Genomic DNA, 15,257 nt, shown 5'->3' with positions numbered 1-15,257 from the left:
CGCAAGTCCAATTACAGTGAGTACTGAATGGACATTCGTAAGTTGCAACGCGCCATCGTCGATGGTTTGGAAGATGTGAAGGCCCAAAACATTGTGGTCTTCAATACCGAGCATCTCTCGCCCTTGTTTGAGCGCGTGATCATCGCCTCGGGCACCAGCAACCGTCAGACCAAGGCGCTGGCTTCCAGCGTTCGCGTGACGGTCAAGGAGCGCGATATGGAGGTGCTGCGCTGCGAAGGTGAAGAAAACGGTGAATGGATCATTGTGGATTGCGGTGCCGCCGTCGTGCACGTGATGCAGCCCGCCATCCGAGACTACTACCACCTGGAAGAAATCTGGGGCGGTAAGCCGGTCAATATGAAGATGAGTGACGCCGAGACCAAGCTGGTCAAGGCCTCGGGCGACGAGGAAGCGCCGGCCAAGAAGAAGGCCGCTGCCAAGAAGACCGCCTCCAAGACCAGCGCCAAGGAAGAGGCACTGCTGGGCCCTGTCACCCTGGCCAAGAAGCCAGCGGCGAAGAAAGCCGCAGCCAAGACCGAAGCCAAGCCTGCGGCCAAGACGGCAGCCAAAAAGGTCGTGGCCAAGAAGGGCGTCACCCGCACCGTGGGCGTCAAGACCCCGGCCAGCAAGACCATCAAGGTGGGCGCGCCCAAGCCGGCCGCCAAGAAGGTCGCGGCCAAGAAGGTTGCTGCCAAGCCTGCAGTGAAGGCCGCCGCCAAGCCGGCAGCGAAGAAGGTCGCCAGCAAGACCGTGGCCGCCAAGAAGCCGGCTGCCAAGAAGAGCAGCTCGCGGGCTTAAAGCCAGCGGCTGAAGACCTCAAACACAAACCATGCGTTTGTTTTTAGTCGCCGTGGGCCAGCGTCAGCCGGCCTGGGCGGACAGCGCTTATGAGGATTTCGCCAAGCGCTTTCCGCCCGAGATGCGGCTGGAGTTGAAGGCCGTCAAGGCCGAGACCCGGGGCAGCAAGACGGCCGAGCAGTTGATGGCGGCCGAGGCCGCCCGCATCGAGGCAGCCTTGCCCAAAGCCGTGCGCCGCGTCATCCTGGATGAACGTGGCGAGCGTCGTACCAGCATGCAGCTGGCCGAGCGCATGAAGCTATGGATGGGCGATGGCCGCGATGTGGCCTTGATCATCGGCGGGCCCGATGGCTTGAGCCCTGCGCTCAAGGCCACGGCCGACGAGACCTTGCGGCTCTCCGATCTGACTCTGCCTCATGCTTTTGCCCGGGTGCTGCTGGCCGAAGGCCTGTACCGAGCCTGGACGGTGATGACGGGCCACCCCTATCACCGCGAGTGATCTTGACCAGACCAGGCCGCGGCTGACACAGCCCCGGCCTTTTTTCTTGCCCGTTTTTTGTTTGAGTTTTCAGGGTCACCATGAGCTTTGATTTTCTCTACCTCGCTTCGCAAAGCCCGCGGCGCCGCCAACTGCTGGAGCAACTTGGCGTGCGCTATGAATTGCTGCTGCCCGGCCCCGAAGAAGATGCCGAGGGCCTGGAGGCGGTGCTGCCGCACGAAGTGCCCGAGCACTATGTGGCCCGCGTCACCCAGGCCAAGTTGGGCGCGGCGCTGAATCGCTTGCAGGCGCGCGGCTTGACGCCGGCGCCGGTGCTTTGTTCTGACACCACCGTGGCCCTAGGCGGGTTGATTCTGGGCAAGCCGGTGGACGCCGAAGACGCTTTGCAGACCCTCAGCCGCTTGGCGGGCCAAAGCCACCGCGTCATCACCGCCGTGGCGGTGGCCACGCCCGCTGGGCAAAGCGAAGCGGCGCTGAATGATTCGACCGTGGACTTCGCCGATGTGGATGCCGAGCAACTGCGGCGCTACGTGGCCAGCGGCGAGCCCTTCGGCAAGGCGGGTTCTTATGCGATACAAAGTCAGGCCGCGGCCTGGATTTCTCGCATCGAGGGCAGCTATTCAGGCATCATGGGTCTGCCTCTGTTTGAAACAGCCCAGTTATTGCGCAAGATCGGTCTGCGCTTCTGATTCAAGGCCTGATCCGGGGATTGCCGCCCGGATCAGGCTGAATAATTCAAGTCGAGTTTTGTCGCCTGCCCGGCCCGGCGCCGTGCTGCGCTGGCCAGGCGACAGCATTCGAGGTTTGAGATCCCATGGAAGATATTCTGATCAACTGGACGCCCCAGGAAACGCGTGTGGCCGTGGTTGAAAACGGCGCGGTGCAAGAGCTGCATGTGGAGCGCACCTTGGAGCGCGGCCTGGTCGGCAATGTGTATTCGGGCAAGGTCGCCCGGGTGCTGCCGGGCATGCAGTCGGCCTTTATCGATATCGGCCTGGAGCGGGCGGCCTTTTTGCATGTGGCCGATCTGCATCTCAACGGCGCGGCGCCGCAGGCGCGCAACCACCATGCCGAGGCCGGGGTGGCCACGCCCATCGAGCGCTTGCTGTTCGAGGGTCAGTCCCTGACCGTGCAAGTCATCAAGGACCCGATAGGCACCAAGGGCGCGCGCCTGTCCTCGCAGATCAGCATTGCCGGGCGCATGCTGGTGTTTTTGCCGCAGGACGATCACATCGGCATCTCGCAAAAAATCGGCTCGCCCGAGGCGCGCGAGGCCTTGCGCGCAAGGATGCAGACCTTGGTGGGTAAGCCCGAAGAGGGCGGTGGCGGTGGTTTCATCCTGCGCACCAATGCCGAGGATGCCAGCGATGAGGAGCTGGCCTCCGACATCGCCTATCTGCGCAAGGCCTGGGGCCGCATTCGCGAGAAGGCCTTCAACTCGCCCCCGGCGACCTTGCTGCATCAGGACCTGAGCCTGGTGGAGCGGGTGCTGCGCGATCTGGTCAATGAGCGCACCGGCTCCATCCGCATCGACTCCAAGATGCAGTTCGATGTCTTGCACGCTTTTGGCGAGACCTTTATGCCGGCGGCCACCGCCAAGCTGGAGCATTACCGGGGCGAGCGACCCATCTTTGACCTGAACAATATCGACGCCGAGATCGGCCGGGCGATGGCGCGTCGGGTGGATCTGAAGTCGGGCGGTTACCTGATCTTTGATCAAACCGAGGCCATGACCACGATCGACGTCAACACCGGCGGCTTTGTCGGTGCGCGTAATTTCGACGACACGATTTTCAAGACCAATCTGGAGGCGGCCGGCGCCATCAGCCGCCAGCTGCGCCTGCGCAATCTGGGCGGCATCATCATCGTGGACTTCATCGATATGACGCGCGAGGAGCACAAGAGCGCGGTCTTGAGCGAGTTCCGCAAGCAGCTGGCCAAGGACCGCACCAAAGTCACCCTGGGCGGCTTCACCCAGCTGGGTCTGGTGGAGATGACGCGCAAGCGCACCCGTGAGTCGCTTTCTCGCATGTTGTGCGAGCCTTGCCCGACCTGTGAAGGCCGTGGTCAGGTCAAGACGGCCCGCACCATCTGCTACGACATCATGCGAGAGATCCTGCGCGAGGCGCGCCAGTTCTCGCCCAAGGAGTTCCGTGTCGTGGCCGCCGCCAATGTGGTGGAGATGCTGCTGGACGAAGAAAGCCAGCATCTGGCCGGTCTTTCGGACTTCATCGGCAAGCCGATTTCACTGACCGCCGAGCCTTCCAACCAGACCGAGCATTACGACATCGTGCTGTTGTAATTGCGTGCAAGGCCCACGGCCCGAGGGTCGCAGGCCCTTAGCCTTCAGTCCGTTTGCGCGAGCTTTTCTGCTCGTACATGGCCCGGTCGGCATGGGCCAGCAAGTCCTCTAGCGTCTGACCATGCTCGGGGAAGAGGGCCCGGCCCATGGAGCAGCCCACATGCACGCGGACATTGGCCTCTGTTGTCGGCAGGCTGATGGGCATATTGATGGCTTTGGATAGCTTGTCCAGCAGATAGTCCAGGTCCTGCTCCTGGGGGGCCTCCAGCAAGAGCAGGGCGAACTCATCGCCACCGAGCCGGGCCACCATATCGTCACCGCGCAAATGCTTGCGCAAGCGGCTGGCCACGGTCTGCAGAATTACATCGCCGGCCGCGTGGCCGTACTGGTCATTGATCAGCTTGAAGCCGTCCAGATCCAGATAGACCACGGCCAGATGCGAGTCCAGGCGTTGGGCGCCGGCCAGGGCGGCGTGCAGGCGTTGCTCAAAGCGGGCGCGATTGGGCAAGCCGGTCAGCGGGTCGTGATTGGCGCGGTACTCGTGGTGCTGGGCCCGCTGCTGCAGATCGGTCACGTCCATCAGTGTGCAGATAAAGCCCACCGGCGCCTGGGCCGAGTCGCGTATGGGGCCGGCCTCCAGGCGTAGCCAGCGCTCCTCCTGGCCTTGCCTGGCGATGTGGAACTCCTCGTTCAGGCGGGTGGCCGATTCGGTGGCGGCAATCCAGCGTTGATGCAGGGCATCGGCCGCGGCGGCCGAGAGCGCACTGGTCCAGTTGCGCCCCAGGTCCTGCGGGCCGTCCAGGCCCAGCATTTCCAGGCCACGGTCATTGCAATAGGTCAGCCGGCCCTGCATATCGGTTTCAAACAGACCGACCGGGGCCAGGCGAGCCATCTCCTTGAAGCGCAGGCTTTGGCGGGCCAACTCGTCCTGGGTCTGGCGCAGGCGGGCCAGTTCCTCGGCCAGTTGCAGCGATTGCTGTTTGAGCATGCTCTCGCGCCGCAGCGTCTCCGACATATCGCGGATCTGCAGCACGCATTGCCGGTTTTCGCCCCGGCTGACGGCCAGCACGTCCACCGCCTGGTGAATCCGTTCCGCCGCCGGCCCCCGCAGTGGGAACAAGGGCAGAGGCATGGGGTGGAAGGCGTGTGAGAGCCGGCTGGAGCGGCCCCGCGCCAGTGCTTCGACGCTGGCTTGCAGCAGGCGTGGATCTATGGCGGTGCCGAAGGCCTCGGCCAGGTCCAGGCCGACGACGGATGTGCTCAGGCGTGCTCGCTCACACACCCAGCGATTGCAGAGTTCAATGCGCCCCAGGGAATCCAGCACGATGATGCCGAGTTCAAGGGCTTCTAAAGCGTGGTGCATCGTTGTCCTCGCCGCTGGGCAGGGCCCTGGGGCCGCTGCTCAGGGGGTTTCGTCATCCTCAGGGAGGTCAAAGAAGCGTTGAATCAACTTGATCACATTGGCCAGCGAAGGCAGGTCCATCAGGAAGAGCACATAGCCCGTCACATTCTGGCTGCTCAGCGACATGCCGATGCGGGCCACCAGCACCACATCGCTTTGCCCGTGGTGGCGGAACAAGTCCTGCGGCGTCACCCGTTCGACGCCGGGCAAAGTGCCAATCATCTCGGTGCTGAAGATATTGGCCAGGCTGCTCATGCAGCTGTTCATGATGATGTTGCCGATCTCGCCCAGGGCATCTTGTTCCAGCTCGCTGACATGCTCCAGCGGCGTGCTGGTGTCCCCCAGCATGCGGCGCACGATGTCCAGACCGCCGCGCTCGGGGAAGAGCAGCAAGGTTTCGGTGGCCAGATGGGCGTCGGCGCTGTGGAAGGTCTGCGAGATGCTACACAGCGTCGGGTTGTCCTGCGCGCTGGGCAGGTCGACCAGGCGTTGCACCAACTCCTTGCGGGTCAGGATCTCAACCTCGGGCACCGTGACATGAATCTCTTCATTGACGATGTCCGCAAACGAGGCTGCCGCCTCACCCAGGGCGAGGTTGAAGGCCTCGGCCAGCGCGTCGCGCTCCAGCTCGCTGAGCTGCGTCCTCACGCTGCCTCCAGCAGAGCCAAGATTTGATCGAGCACATCCCCCTTGGCCGGCTTTTTGAACAAGGGCACATTCAGGGCCTGGGCCTTTTGGCGCATTGCGTCCTGGGCGTTCGCGGTTAGCAGGGCCAGGCGTGTATGGGGCGAGTGCTGTTGGATCTGCTCGGCCGCTTCCAGGCCGCTCATCACCGGCATATTGATGTCCAGAATGGCCAGATCGGGTTGCTCCCGCGTTGCGGTTTCGACGGCGGCCTGGCCATCGCCGGCTTCAACCACGGTGGCATGAGGCAGGCGCGTCATGATCAGGGCAATGATGACGGCACGCGACACTTTGCTGTCGTCGACCACCAGAATCTTCAAGGGATTAGACATATCACTCCGCCTCAAAAAATAGCCCCGGACGATACCGTCAAAAAGGGCGGGTAGCTTCTTGGACCCAGGCCAATTCTGCGGGAAGACTTGGGCCTTGTCTGCAAAATAAAGGCTAAGAATAGAAGGGTGTTGTCGGCCTTGTTTGACATCCGCTGAGCCTTGTCGCTGTGGGCATAGGGCCCAGGCTGCGTATCGGCTCGTTTACGCCTGGTCACAATGCGGAGACAAATCTTCAACGGCTTCGGTACGGCCTGGCGGGCTCGGTGCTCAGCACAGGGTCGATAATGCGCAGCAATGTGCGTTGTCCGTGCGCAGGCTTTGCTTTGGTGAAGAAGTGCCAGAAGAGCCTGGGACTGGCCTGGGGCAAAATACCGGCCAGTCGGAAGCCTGCCGCGCAGGGCCCCAAGTTCGACCCCCCTGCGAACCAAGTGCAAACCGAATGCAATGATTGTGAGCCGCATGCCTGATCAGAACCCAGCCGCCTGCCAAGAGGCATCAACAGCCATGAATTTTTCTCTCTCGCGTCGAGCCGCCCTGGGTGGCTTGGCGCAGTCGACGGCCATGGCGCTGGGCGCTGTGGCTCTGCCCAGCTGGGCCCAGTTCCGCGTTGAGATTTCGGGTGTGGGCGGCAGCCAGATCCCGATTGCCTTGCCCGACTTCCGCGACGAGGCGCGCAGCGGCCAGGCGGTAGCGGCCATCATCCGTGCCGATCTGGAGCGCAGCGGCCAGTTCCGCATCATCGATGCGCCCACGCCGATGTTCGAGGGCAGCTCCCCGGCCTGGAACGAATGGCGTGGCCGCAATACCGACGCCTTGGCGGCCGGCTCGGCCACCCGGCTGGCCGATGGCCGTATTGATCTGCGCTACAAGCTCTGGGATGTGGTCAAAGGCCAGGATTTGGGCGGCGAAGCCCATGCCGTCGCCAGCGAAGACGTGCGCCTGGCGGCCCACCGCATTGCCGATGCCATCTACCAAAAGCTGACCGGCGAGCGCGGCGTGTTTGCCACCCGCATGGCCTATGTCACCAAGGCCGGCGGTCGCTACACCTTGCGCATCGCCGATGCCGATGGCGAGGGCGGCCAGGTCGCCCTGGCAAGCCCTGACCCCATCATCTCGCCCGCTTGGTCGCCCAATGGGCGGGAGCTGGCCTATGTGTCCTTTGAGACGCGCAAGGCCGTGGTCTGGATTCAAGACCTGTCCACCGGCCGCCGCCGCGTGTTGGCGGATTTTCGCGGCACCAATAGTGCGCCCAGCTTCTCGCCCGATGGGCAGCAGGTGGCCTTGACGTTGTCGCGCGAGGGCGGCTCGCAACTCTTCATCATGAACCGCGATGGCGGTGGCTTGCGCCGCCTGACGCAAAGCTCGGCCATCGATACCGAATCGGTGTTCTCGCCGGACGGCCGCTCCCTTTACTTCGTCAGCGACCGTGGCGGTGGCCCGCAGATCTACCGCATGTCTCTGGCCGGCGGCGCGGCGGAGCGGGTCAGCTTCAGTGGCAACTACAACATCAGCCCGGCCATCAGCCCCGATGGTCGCAGCATGGCCTTCATCACGCGCTTGAACGGCGGTACTTTCCGTCTGTGTGTGATGGACTTGGCCAGCGGCACGGTCCAGCAGATCAGCGATACCAGCGACGATGAAAGCCCCAGCTTCTCGCCCAATGGCCGCTTGCTGGTCTACGCCACCCGCGTGGGCGGGCGTGATGTGCTGATGACCACCACCTTGGACGGCAAGATCAAGGCCAAGCTGATCTCCAGCCTGGCCGATGTCAGAGAGCCCAATTGGGGGCCCTTCAACCGTTGATCAAAGTTTTGTTTTTTTCCGTTGCTCCGACAATGCGGGCGGCGGATTTCCGCGCAATCCATTGCGAAACCTAGAGGAGTGAACCGAGAATGAAAATCACACGCTATGCACTGACCCTGTTGGCTGCGGCCGCCCTGGCTGGCTGCGGCTCTGCCGTCAAGCTGGACGAGCCCGCTCCGGTCGAAACCCGCCCGGTCGCGCCGACCACCAGCAACAACACCAATGCTCAGCCGGTGGCCGAGTCCAAGGTCGCGACCGTGGACCTGGGCGCCCAACTGACTGCGGCCGTGGCCAATCAGCGCGTGGTGCTGTTCGACTTCGACAGCTACACCGTCAAGGATGAGTACCGCGGCCTGATCGATGCTCATGCCAAGCGCCTGAACAACGACCGCAAGCTGGCCCTGAGCCTGGAAGGCCATACCGACGAGCGCGGCGGCCGTGAATACAACCTGGCCCTGGGCCAAAAGCGCGCCGAGGCCGTGGCCAAGTCGTTGACTCTGCTGGGCGTGAACGCCTCGCAAGTCGAGGCCGTGAGCTTCGGCAAAGAGCGTCCCGCTGCGACCGGCAGTGACGAAGCCGCTTGGGCCAAGAACCGCCGCGTCGAGCTGAAGGACAAGTGAGATGAGCGGCTTGCGTTCTGGATTTGGTCGCGCCTCCTTGCTGGCCCTCTTGGCCAGCGCCTCCTTGCTGAGCATGCCGGCACGTGCCGGCTTGTTCGAGGATGAGGAGGCTCGCAAGGCCATTCTCGATCTGCGCGGCCGCATCCAGCAAAGCGAAGATGCTCAGCGCCAACGCGCCGAGCAATTGCAGCAACAGCTTGACCCTTTGCGGCGCAGCCTGTTGGACCTGAACTCGCAGCTGGATGTTTTGCGCAGCGAGATCGCCAAGCTGCGCGGTCAGAACGAACAACTCGCGCGCGAGTTGTCGGAGACTCAGCGCAAGGTCGGTGATCAGACGCAGGCCCTTGATTCACGTCTGAAACCGCTGGAGCCGCAAAAGGTCAGCTTGGATGGTCGTGACTTCCAGGTCGAGCCGGAAGAGCGCCGCCAGTACGAAGCGGCCATGGGCCTGGTGCGACGTGGTGATTTTGACGAGGCGGCCGCCGCTTTCGTCAGCTTCAGCAAGCGCTTCCCGGCCAGTGGCTATGGCGATTCGGTGCGCTTCTGGCTGGGCAATGCCCAATACGGCAAGCGAGACTACAAGGAGGCGATCGCCACCTTCAAGGCCTTTATCGCCGCCAACCCGTCGCATCCGCGTGCGGGTGAGGCCCTGCTGGCACTGGCGAATTGCCAGATCGAGCTGAAGGACAACAAGGCCGCGCGCCGTAGCTTGCAAGACCTCATCAAGGCCTACCCTGGCACCGATGCGGCGCAAGCAGGCAAGGAGCGCCTGGCTTCGCTGCGTTGAATTGAGATCGGCCGGCAGGCAAGACCTGACCCCGCGCTTCTGATGCCCCCAAGGCCCTGCATGCAGGGCCTTTTTTCTGTCTGCAAGAATCGTCCCCGGACCCAGCCCTAAAATCCAGCCATGCAAGAACAACAAGCCCCCGGCCTTTCTGGCTTTGGCGACATCGATGCGGCGGATGCCGAGCGCCGTTTTGGCGGCCTGCGTCGGCTTTACGGCCAGTCCAGCTATGCCCGCCTGCGCGGCGCGCATGTGGCCGTGGTTGGTCTGGGCGGCGTAGGCTCATGGGCTGTCGAGGCGCTGGCCCGTTCCGGGGTGGCGGCCTTGACCTTGATCGATCTGGATCAGGTGGCCGAGTCGAATATCAACCGCCAGGTGCAGGCCCTGGGCTCGACCGTGGGCATGGCCAAGGCCGAGGCATTGCGGGCCCGCATCCATGATATTCATCCCGATTGCCAGGTGCGGGTGATTGAAGAGTTTGTGGCCGAGGACAATTGGCCCGCCCTGCTGGGCGAGCCGAGCTTGGCGCTGGACGGCTTGATCGATGCCTGCGATCAGGTGCGCGCCAAGGCCGTGCTGGCCGCCTGGGCGCGGGCGCAGCATTTGCCTTTTGTCACCGTCGGTGCAGCAGGTGGCAAGCGTGAGCCGCATCTGCTCAGCGTGGCCGACCTGGCCGATGTGACGCACGACCCTTTGTCGGCCTCCCTGCGCCAGCGCTTGCGCAAGCAGTACGGCGCGCCGCGCTCGGGCAAATTGGGCTTGTCCTGTGTCTTCTCACGCGAGACCGTGCATCTGCCTGCGGCGTCCGAGGAGGGCGGCGAGGCCTGTGATGTCGACGGCACGCTGAACTGCCACGGCTATGGTTCGAGCGTGATGGTGACCGCCAGCTTTGGCATGGCGGCCGCGGCGGAGTTGGTGAAAAAGATTCTTCTAAGAAATTTGGCTTGAAATATTGCTAAGCCAATAAAAACTGTATTACAATCATAGGCTTCGCACGGTTCGGGTCGTTAGCTCAGTTGGTAGAGCAGCGGACTTTTAATCCGTAGGTCGCAGGTTCGAGTCCCGCACGACCCACCAGAATTAGCGTGAAAATATGCTATAATGCGAGGCTGGAAATTACCAAGCAATTGATTGCGAAGTAATTTTTAAGTTGTAGGGCTCTTAGCTCAGTTGGTAGAGCAGCGGACTCTTAATCCGTAGGTCGAGTGTTCGAGTCACTCAGGGCCCACCAAAATTAAGAAACAAAGCACCTGATGCGCAAGCGATGGGTGCTTTTTTAAAGCAGGGCTCTTAGCTCAGTTGGTAGAGCAGCGGACTCTTAATCCGTAGGTCGAGTGTTCGAGTCACTCAGGGCCCACCAAAATTAAGAAACAAAAAAGCACTTGGCGCGAACGCTTCAGGTGCTTTTTTTATTCTGTGGCGCTGTTCAGCGCCAGGCGAACTCAGGCGGCTGAGCTTTGGCGGCGCAGATGCTGGCTGACTCTTTGCAGCAGCATGGGGGCGTCCACGGGTTTGGATAAATAGTCCACCGCGCCCAGGCTCAGGCCGTGGGCCGTATCCGATCCTTCGCCCAAGGCGGTGAGAAAGATCACAGGGATGTCGCGGGTCAGGGGGTTGTCCTTGATCGCCTGCAAGACCTGGTAACCATCCATCACCGGCATCATCACATCCAGCAGAATTAGTCCCACATCTGGGCTATTGCCGAGGATCTCCAGCGCGCGAGTGCCGCCGGTGGCGGCCTTGACCCGGTAGCTGTCTTTCAGCAGGGAGCTGATCAGAAAGAGGTTTTCCGGGGCGTCGTCCACCAGCAGGATGACGGGTTTCACAGGGGCTTCACTGGCACTGGTCATGGGCGTTTTCTTTCTGGGCGATTCTTGTCATTCTTGGCCGGCGAAATTGCTTGTGGCCGGTTTGGGGTCCCGTCTTCGCCGCGCGTTAGCCCGACTCTAACCGGGGAATGCAGCCGCCGCACAAAAGCTGCGTGATTCACACATTGTCGAGATCGGCCCGGGCCCGGGCGAGTACCGTCAAGGCTTCGCCGAAATTGAAGTCGTTCAGCGCCGCCTGAAAGGCTTGCAGGCGCTCTCCCAGCAAGCTCTGCAGCTTTTGCTGGTGCAGGGTGAAGATGTCAAAGGCTTCGGCACTGTCTTGCGCCAACACGTCCGCCATTTCGCGTGCGGCTTCTTGCATCAGTTGCGCCGAGGTCTGCTTGTCGGCCTCGGGGCTTGCGCTGTCGCCGCCGCCGTCTTTGCCGTCTCTGCCGTCTGCGCCAGCGGGCGTCTGAGCCGCATCCAGATGCAAGGCCAGGGCGATATTTTTGATCACCCGGTGGTGCTGCAACTCGGCCAGGCCCAACAAAGCGCTCAGCTCGGCGCTAGTGCTGTCCTTGCGCAGACCAGACTCGACAGCGGACATGGCGCTTTGCAATTCGGTGGCGCCGATATTGCCGGCCAGGCCCTTCAAGGTGTGGCTGAGTCGTTCCGCGTCGCTGCGCTCGCCTTGATTGAGTAGTTGGCGCAACTCTTGTGCGGCGTGTCCGCGCGAATGCACGAACTTCTGCAACAACTCCAGGTAGAGACTGGTTTTGCCATTCAACCGGCGCAGCCCGAGCTTCAGGTCTAGGCCCTCGATATGCGCGGGCAGCTCGGTTTTGCCAGGCGCTTCGGCTCGCACCAGACCCGCGGCGTCAAAGATATTGCGGGGCAGGGGCGCTCTTGACTGACCGAGTTTGGCCAGAGGTTGAATCCAGCGTGCCAAAGCGCTCCAAAGCTCGTTCGGCTCGATCGGCTTGCTGAGGAAGTCATTCATGCCCGCATCCAGGCAGCGCTCCCGGTCAATCTGCATGGCATTGGCCGTCATGGCCAGGATGGGGAGTTGCGGTTGCAAGCCCCGGCGGCGGATCTCACGGGTGGCGCTGACGCCGTCCATCACCGGCATCTGCATATCCATCAAGACCAGGTCGTAGCTGTTTGTGTTGAGTCTGTCCAGGGCTTCTCGTCCGTCACTGGCAATGTCGACGGCGAAGCCGGCATCCTCCAGCAGTTCAGAGGCGACTTGCTGATTCAACTCATTGTCTTCCACCAGCAAAAGCCTGGCGCCTCGCAAAGGCGCGAGCAATTGCTGCAGCGCGGCCTGGGCCTCTGCAAACCCCGGCGGGCCCGCTTGTTCTCGGTCGCTGGGGCTGAGTAACCGGCTCAGGGTGGACAGCAACATGGTCGGGGTGACTGGCTTGTGCAAGACCTCGCCAATGCCTGCGGCCCGCGCCTGGTCGTAGACATCTTCCCGGCCGTGGGCGGTGATCATGATTTGCAGCGGCGGCTTGGCGTAGGCGCGCTCGCGAATCCTGGTGGCGGTCTGGACGCCGTCCATCTCGGGCATCTGCCAATCCAGCAGCACGAGCTCAAACGGTGCTTGCTGCTGGGCGGCCGTGTCCAAGGCCTGCAAGGCGGCCATGCCTGAGTAGGCGTTCTCGACCTGCAGGCCCAGGTCTTCCAGCATCTGCTGGAGCACCTCGGCGGCGTTGCTGTTGTCATCGACCACCAGGGCGCGGCAACCGACCAGGCGGGCGGGCGCGCGGGCGGGGCGGTTCAAAGCCGCTTCCACCCCGAGTTGGGCGGTGAACCAGAAGGTGGCGCCCATTTGCGGCGCGCTGTGCACGCCGGCCTGGCCGCCCATCAATTCGGCCAGTCGCTTGCTGATGGCCAGGCCCAGGCCGGTGCCGCCGTACTTGCGGGTGGTGGAGCTGTCGGCCTGGGAGAAGCTTTGGAAGAGGCGACTCATCTGCTCCTGGCTCAGGCCCACACCGGTGTCGCGAACCTCGAAGCGCAGGGTGATCGATGTTTCATCCTTGGCGGAGGCAGCACCTGCTGCTCCTGTCGCCCCTGCCGCTGCGACCTCGGTCGGCGGCACCACCGAAACCGAGATATTGATCTCGCCATGCTCGGTGAATTTGATCGCGTTATTGGCGTAGTTGATCAGAATCTGGCCCAGGCGCAGGGGGTCACCGCGCAAGCAGGGTGGCACGTCAGTGGCGATGTGGAAGATCAACTCCAGCCCCTTGTCCTGGGCTTTTTGTGAGATCAGATTGGCCAGGTTTTGCATCACCGTTTCAAGCTCGAAACTGACTTGCTCGGTCACCAGCATGCCGGACTCGACCTTGGAAAAGTCCAGGATGTCGTTCAGGATGCCCAGCAGGTGCTGGCCGGAATGCTTGATCTTGTCGATGTAGTCGCGCTGCCGCGGGCTCAGCTCGGTGCGGCCCATCAGCTCGGACAGGCCGATGACGGCATTCATGGGCGTGCGGATCTCATGGCTCATATTGGCCAGGAACAAACTCTTGGACTGTGCGGCTTCATCGGCCAGCTCTTTGGCGCGCTGTAAATTCTCTTGCGCCAGCTTGTGGTCGGTGATGTCCACGCACCAGCCGCACATCAATTGCTTACCGGCTTGCTGTAGGGCCGACAAGCTCAGATAGACCCAGAAATCGGAGCCATCGCGACGTCGAAAATGCACCTCGGCATTGATGACCACGCCCTCCCGTTTGAGGGTTTCCAGCAGGCCTTGGCGCTGCTGCTTGTCGACATAAAACTCCTGCGCGGAGAGGCTGTCGAAGTCGGCTGGCGTGACGCCGAAGTATTGGTAAAAGGCCTTGTTGACCATCAGAATCCGGCCGCTTTGGTCGGACAACATAAAGCTCAAGGGGCTGGACTCAACGATATGGCTGATCAAGGCCTCGCGGTCTTGCTGGGCGAGGGCGTATTGCTGGCGTTCCAATTCGTTTTCGCGCAGCTTGGTCTGGGTCTGAGCCAGCCAGCCCAACACGCTTTCCTGATGCTGGGCCGCGACCTCGATGGTATTGGAAAAGTCCAGCTGGCCCAGGCGGTGGATGTGCTCGTAGACCACGTCCACCGATTCGCCCAGGGTGGCCTTCAGGGTGCGGTGCGTCAGCACCAGCATGGCCATCAGGCCCAGCCCCAAGAGCGAGCAAGCCACGCGCAAAAGCGTGGCCTTGTACTGGGCTTCGCGGATGGCGGCCAGGGTCCGCTCACCGACGATCTGATCGAACTCCGCAATCGGCGCCATGATGGCGGCCTTGGCGCGGTGGTAGTTGTCGTCAAACAGAATCTGGCGCGCTTGCTCATGCAGCTTGGCGGCATTGGGGCCCTGGGTTTCAATCCACTGCATGGCGGTGAATTCGGCCCGGGTCAGACCGTCCGAGTTGGCCTTGGCCTCTGCCAATTTCTCAAGCTCGGCCTCGGTGAAGCCGGCGGCTTTCATCAAGTCCAGCAAGGGCACGGCGGGGCCGGGTGTGGGTGACAGCTTCTCCGGGTGGGTGTCGGCAAGATCCCAGTAGATACCGGGGTATTCCAACGGGCGGCCGCGCTTGCCGTCTCGTATGTCGAGGATCGCTTGGTAATGTTCTTTGTAGCGGATGTCCCGGGTCAGCACATAGGTTCTGACCATGCGGGTCAGGTCGTCCGAGGACTGGCGCAACTCATTGGCGAGCAAGATCGAGCGGTGACGGGCTTCGAAGGTGCGATCCACCTGCTTTTCCAGCATGCCATAGACCGCAAACGCCACGCCCAGCAGCAAGATCAGCGCCGCCGTAATCCAGACGTTGTAAGAGAACTTGGATCTCGTGAGCCTCATGCCGGTGCTGGGTTTCTCGCGTGAAGGAGTTCAACAAGGCCTGGCGGTGTTGTGAGCCTGGGTTCAGAGCGGCACATGCTGGGCTAGCTCAATACCCGTGATCACCCTCTGCCGGGCCGGCCTTGAATAGCAGCGAGTGTGCCGCAATTGCGCTCACTAGGGCGTTACTCCTGCGGCATTTGTCCGGGAATACCGACATCGGGGAGATTTGAGGCCTTTTGCCTCAAGGGGCCCGGGCAATTGAGCGTTAGACGCCGCCATGGGCATGCCGCGGCCCAGCAAGGGGCTGGCGAGCGCCAGCAGCGAATTGCTAAGGGATTGCTTGGGGAGGGGGGCGCGTCAGCGAGGCGGAACGCGGAGTTCGGCGCGCTGAGGATGGAGGGG

At 62.5% G+C, this 15,257-nt stretch carries 13 protein-coding genes and 3 tRNA genes; 11 read left to right on the top strand and 5 right to left on the bottom strand.

All coding sequences use genetic code 11. From position 1 onward, the window contains the following. Positions 1–27 precede the first annotated feature (27 nt). The 4 genes from rsfS (at position 28) to rng (ending at position 3,599) form a co-directional block, all read left to right on the top strand. Entirely contained in the window at positions 28–798 is a 771-nt protein-coding gene (rsfS, locus tag DBR47_RS17670) for a ribosome silencing factor (protein WP_124452452.1), read from the top strand. Positions 799–829: 31 nt separating this feature from the next. Continuing rightward, a complete protein-coding gene (gene rlmH / locus DBR47_RS17665; protein ID WP_124452450.1) occupies positions 830–1,297 on the top strand; it encodes a 23S rRNA (pseudouridine(1915)-N(3))-methyltransferase RlmH in 468 nt (155 codons plus the stop codon). 80 nt (positions 1,298–1,377) lie between these two features. Further along, positions 1,378–1,986: a nucleoside triphosphate pyrophosphatase gene (locus DBR47_RS17660; RefSeq protein WP_124452448.1), complete on the top strand. Its 609-nt coding sequence runs from the start codon at positions 1,378–1,380 to the stop codon at positions 1,984–1,986. Between the two features lie 125 nt (positions 1,987–2,111). Next, positions 2,112–3,599, top strand: coding sequence for a ribonuclease G (gene rng / locus DBR47_RS17655; RefSeq protein WP_124452446.1), 1,488 nt, complete (start codon positions 2,112–2,114; stop codon positions 3,597–3,599). A 37-nt stretch (positions 3,600–3,636) separates the two neighbouring features. On the opposite strand, the gene DBR47_RS17650 is transcribed toward rng, so the two are convergent. From DBR47_RS17650 to DBR47_RS17640, 3 genes are read right to left on the bottom strand one after another with little or no spacing between them, the layout of a single operon-like run. Then, complete coding sequence (locus DBR47_RS17650) at positions 3,637–4,962, bottom strand: GGDEF domain-containing protein (RefSeq protein WP_124452444.1); 1,326 nt, start codon at positions 4,960–4,962, stop codon at positions 3,637–3,639. 39 nt (positions 4,963–5,001) lie between these two features. After that, complete coding sequence (locus DBR47_RS17645) at positions 5,002–5,649, bottom strand: chemotaxis protein CheC (protein ID WP_124452442.1); 648 nt, start codon at positions 5,647–5,649, stop codon at positions 5,002–5,004. Beyond that, entirely contained in the window at positions 5,646–6,017 is a 372-nt protein-coding gene (locus tag DBR47_RS17640) for a response regulator transcription factor (protein WP_124452440.1), read from the bottom strand. Before DBR47_RS17640 ends, DBR47_RS17645 begins: the two co-directional genes overlap by 4 nt. Positions 6,018–6,578: 561 nt before the next feature. Between DBR47_RS17640 and tolB the strand changes: the two genes are divergently transcribed. The 7 genes from tolB to DBR47_RS17605 all read left to right on the top strand — a co-directional run bounded on the left by tolB (position 6,579) and on the right by DBR47_RS17605 (position 10,584). Then, positions 6,579–7,820: a Tol-Pal system beta propeller repeat protein TolB gene (tolB, locus tag DBR47_RS17635; RefSeq protein WP_231512381.1), complete on the top strand. Its 1,242-nt coding sequence runs from the start codon at positions 6,579–6,581 to the stop codon at positions 7,818–7,820. An 89-nt stretch (positions 7,821–7,909) separates the two neighbouring features. Further along, positions 7,910–8,440, top strand: a complete 531-nt coding sequence (gene pal, locus DBR47_RS17630; protein WP_124452436.1) for a peptidoglycan-associated lipoprotein Pal — start codon at positions 7,910–7,912, stop codon at positions 8,438–8,440. A 1-nt stretch (position 8,441) separates the two neighbouring features. Next, positions 8,442–9,227, top strand: coding sequence for a tol-pal system protein YbgF (ybgF, locus tag DBR47_RS17625; protein ID WP_124452435.1), 786 nt, complete (start codon positions 8,442–8,444; stop codon positions 9,225–9,227). Between the two features lie 120 nt (positions 9,228–9,347). Further along, positions 9,348–10,172 (top strand): ThiF family adenylyltransferase, encoded by an 825-nt coding sequence (locus DBR47_RS17620; protein WP_124452433.1) that lies wholly within the window; start codon positions 9,348–9,350, stop codon positions 10,170–10,172. Between the two features lie 53 nt (positions 10,173–10,225). Then, positions 10,226–10,301, top strand: a tRNA-Lys gene (locus DBR47_RS17615). A gap of 78 nt (positions 10,302–10,379) precedes the next feature. Next, a tRNA-Lys gene (locus DBR47_RS17610) sits at positions 10,380–10,455 on the top strand. A gap of 53 nt (positions 10,456–10,508) precedes the next feature. After that, positions 10,509–10,584 (top strand) — tRNA-Lys (locus DBR47_RS17605). A gap of 82 nt (positions 10,585–10,666) precedes the next feature. Here DBR47_RS17605 and DBR47_RS17600 read toward each other — a convergent pair. Both DBR47_RS17600 and DBR47_RS17595 read right to left on the bottom strand, forming a co-directional pair. Then, complete coding sequence (locus DBR47_RS17600) at positions 10,667–11,074, bottom strand: two-component system response regulator (RefSeq protein WP_124452431.1); 408 nt, start codon at positions 11,072–11,074, stop codon at positions 10,667–10,669. Positions 11,075–11,210: 136 nt separating this feature from the next. Next, a complete protein-coding gene (locus DBR47_RS17595) occupies positions 11,211–14,873 on the bottom strand; it encodes a response regulator (RefSeq protein WP_124452429.1) in 3,663 nt (1,220 codons plus the stop codon). Positions 14,874–15,257: the final 384 nt, after the last annotated feature.

Origin of the sequence: Paucibacter sp. KBW04, assembly GCF_003852425.1 — a bacterium.
Taxonomy (GTDB): domain Bacteria; phylum Pseudomonadota; class Gammaproteobacteria; order Burkholderiales; family Burkholderiaceae_C; genus Paucibacter_A.
The sequence above is the reverse complement of the archived record's forward strand: the minus strand, read 5'-3'. Positions and strand labels throughout refer to the sequence as shown.

Excerpts from the sequence above, each read along its gene's own strand:
- rsfS (WP_124452452.1), top strand. The coding sequence starts at position 28 with ATGGACATTCGTAAGTTGCAACGCGCCATCGTCGATGGTTTGGAAGAT.
- rlmH (WP_124452450.1), top strand. The coding sequence starts at position 830 with ATGCGTTTGTTTTTAGTCGCCGTGGGCCAGCGTCAGCCGGCCTGGGCG.
- DBR47_RS17660 (WP_124452448.1), top strand. The coding sequence starts at position 1,378 with ATGAGCTTTGATTTTCTCTACCTCGCTTCGCAAAGCCCGCGGCGCCGC.
- rng (WP_124452446.1), top strand. The coding sequence starts at position 2,112 with ATGGAAGATATTCTGATCAACTGGACGCCCCAGGAAACGCGTGTGGCC.
- DBR47_RS17650 (WP_124452444.1), bottom strand. The coding sequence starts at position 4,962 with ATGCACCACGCTTTAGAAGCCCTTGAACTCGGCATCATCGTGCTGGAT.
- DBR47_RS17640 (WP_124452440.1), bottom strand. The coding sequence starts at position 6,017 with ATGTCTAATCCCTTGAAGATTCTGGTGGTCGACGACAGCAAAGTGTCG.
- tolB (WP_231512381.1), top strand. The coding sequence starts at position 6,579 with ATGGCGCTGGGCGCTGTGGCTCTGCCCAGCTGGGCCCAGTTCCGCGTT.
- pal (WP_124452436.1), top strand. The coding sequence starts at position 7,910 with ATGAAAATCACACGCTATGCACTGACCCTGTTGGCTGCGGCCGCCCTG.
- ybgF (WP_124452435.1), top strand. The coding sequence starts at position 8,442 with ATGAGCGGCTTGCGTTCTGGATTTGGTCGCGCCTCCTTGCTGGCCCTC.
- DBR47_RS17620 (WP_124452433.1), top strand. The coding sequence starts at position 9,348 with ATGCAAGAACAACAAGCCCCCGGCCTTTCTGGCTTTGGCGACATCGAT.
- DBR47_RS17600 (WP_124452431.1), bottom strand. The coding sequence starts at position 11,074 with ATGACCAGTGCCAGTGAAGCCCCTGTGAAACCCGTCATCCTGCTGGTG.
- DBR47_RS17595 (WP_124452429.1), bottom strand. The coding sequence starts at position 14,873 with ATGAGGCTCACGAGATCCAAGTTCTCTTACAACGTCTGGATTACGGCG.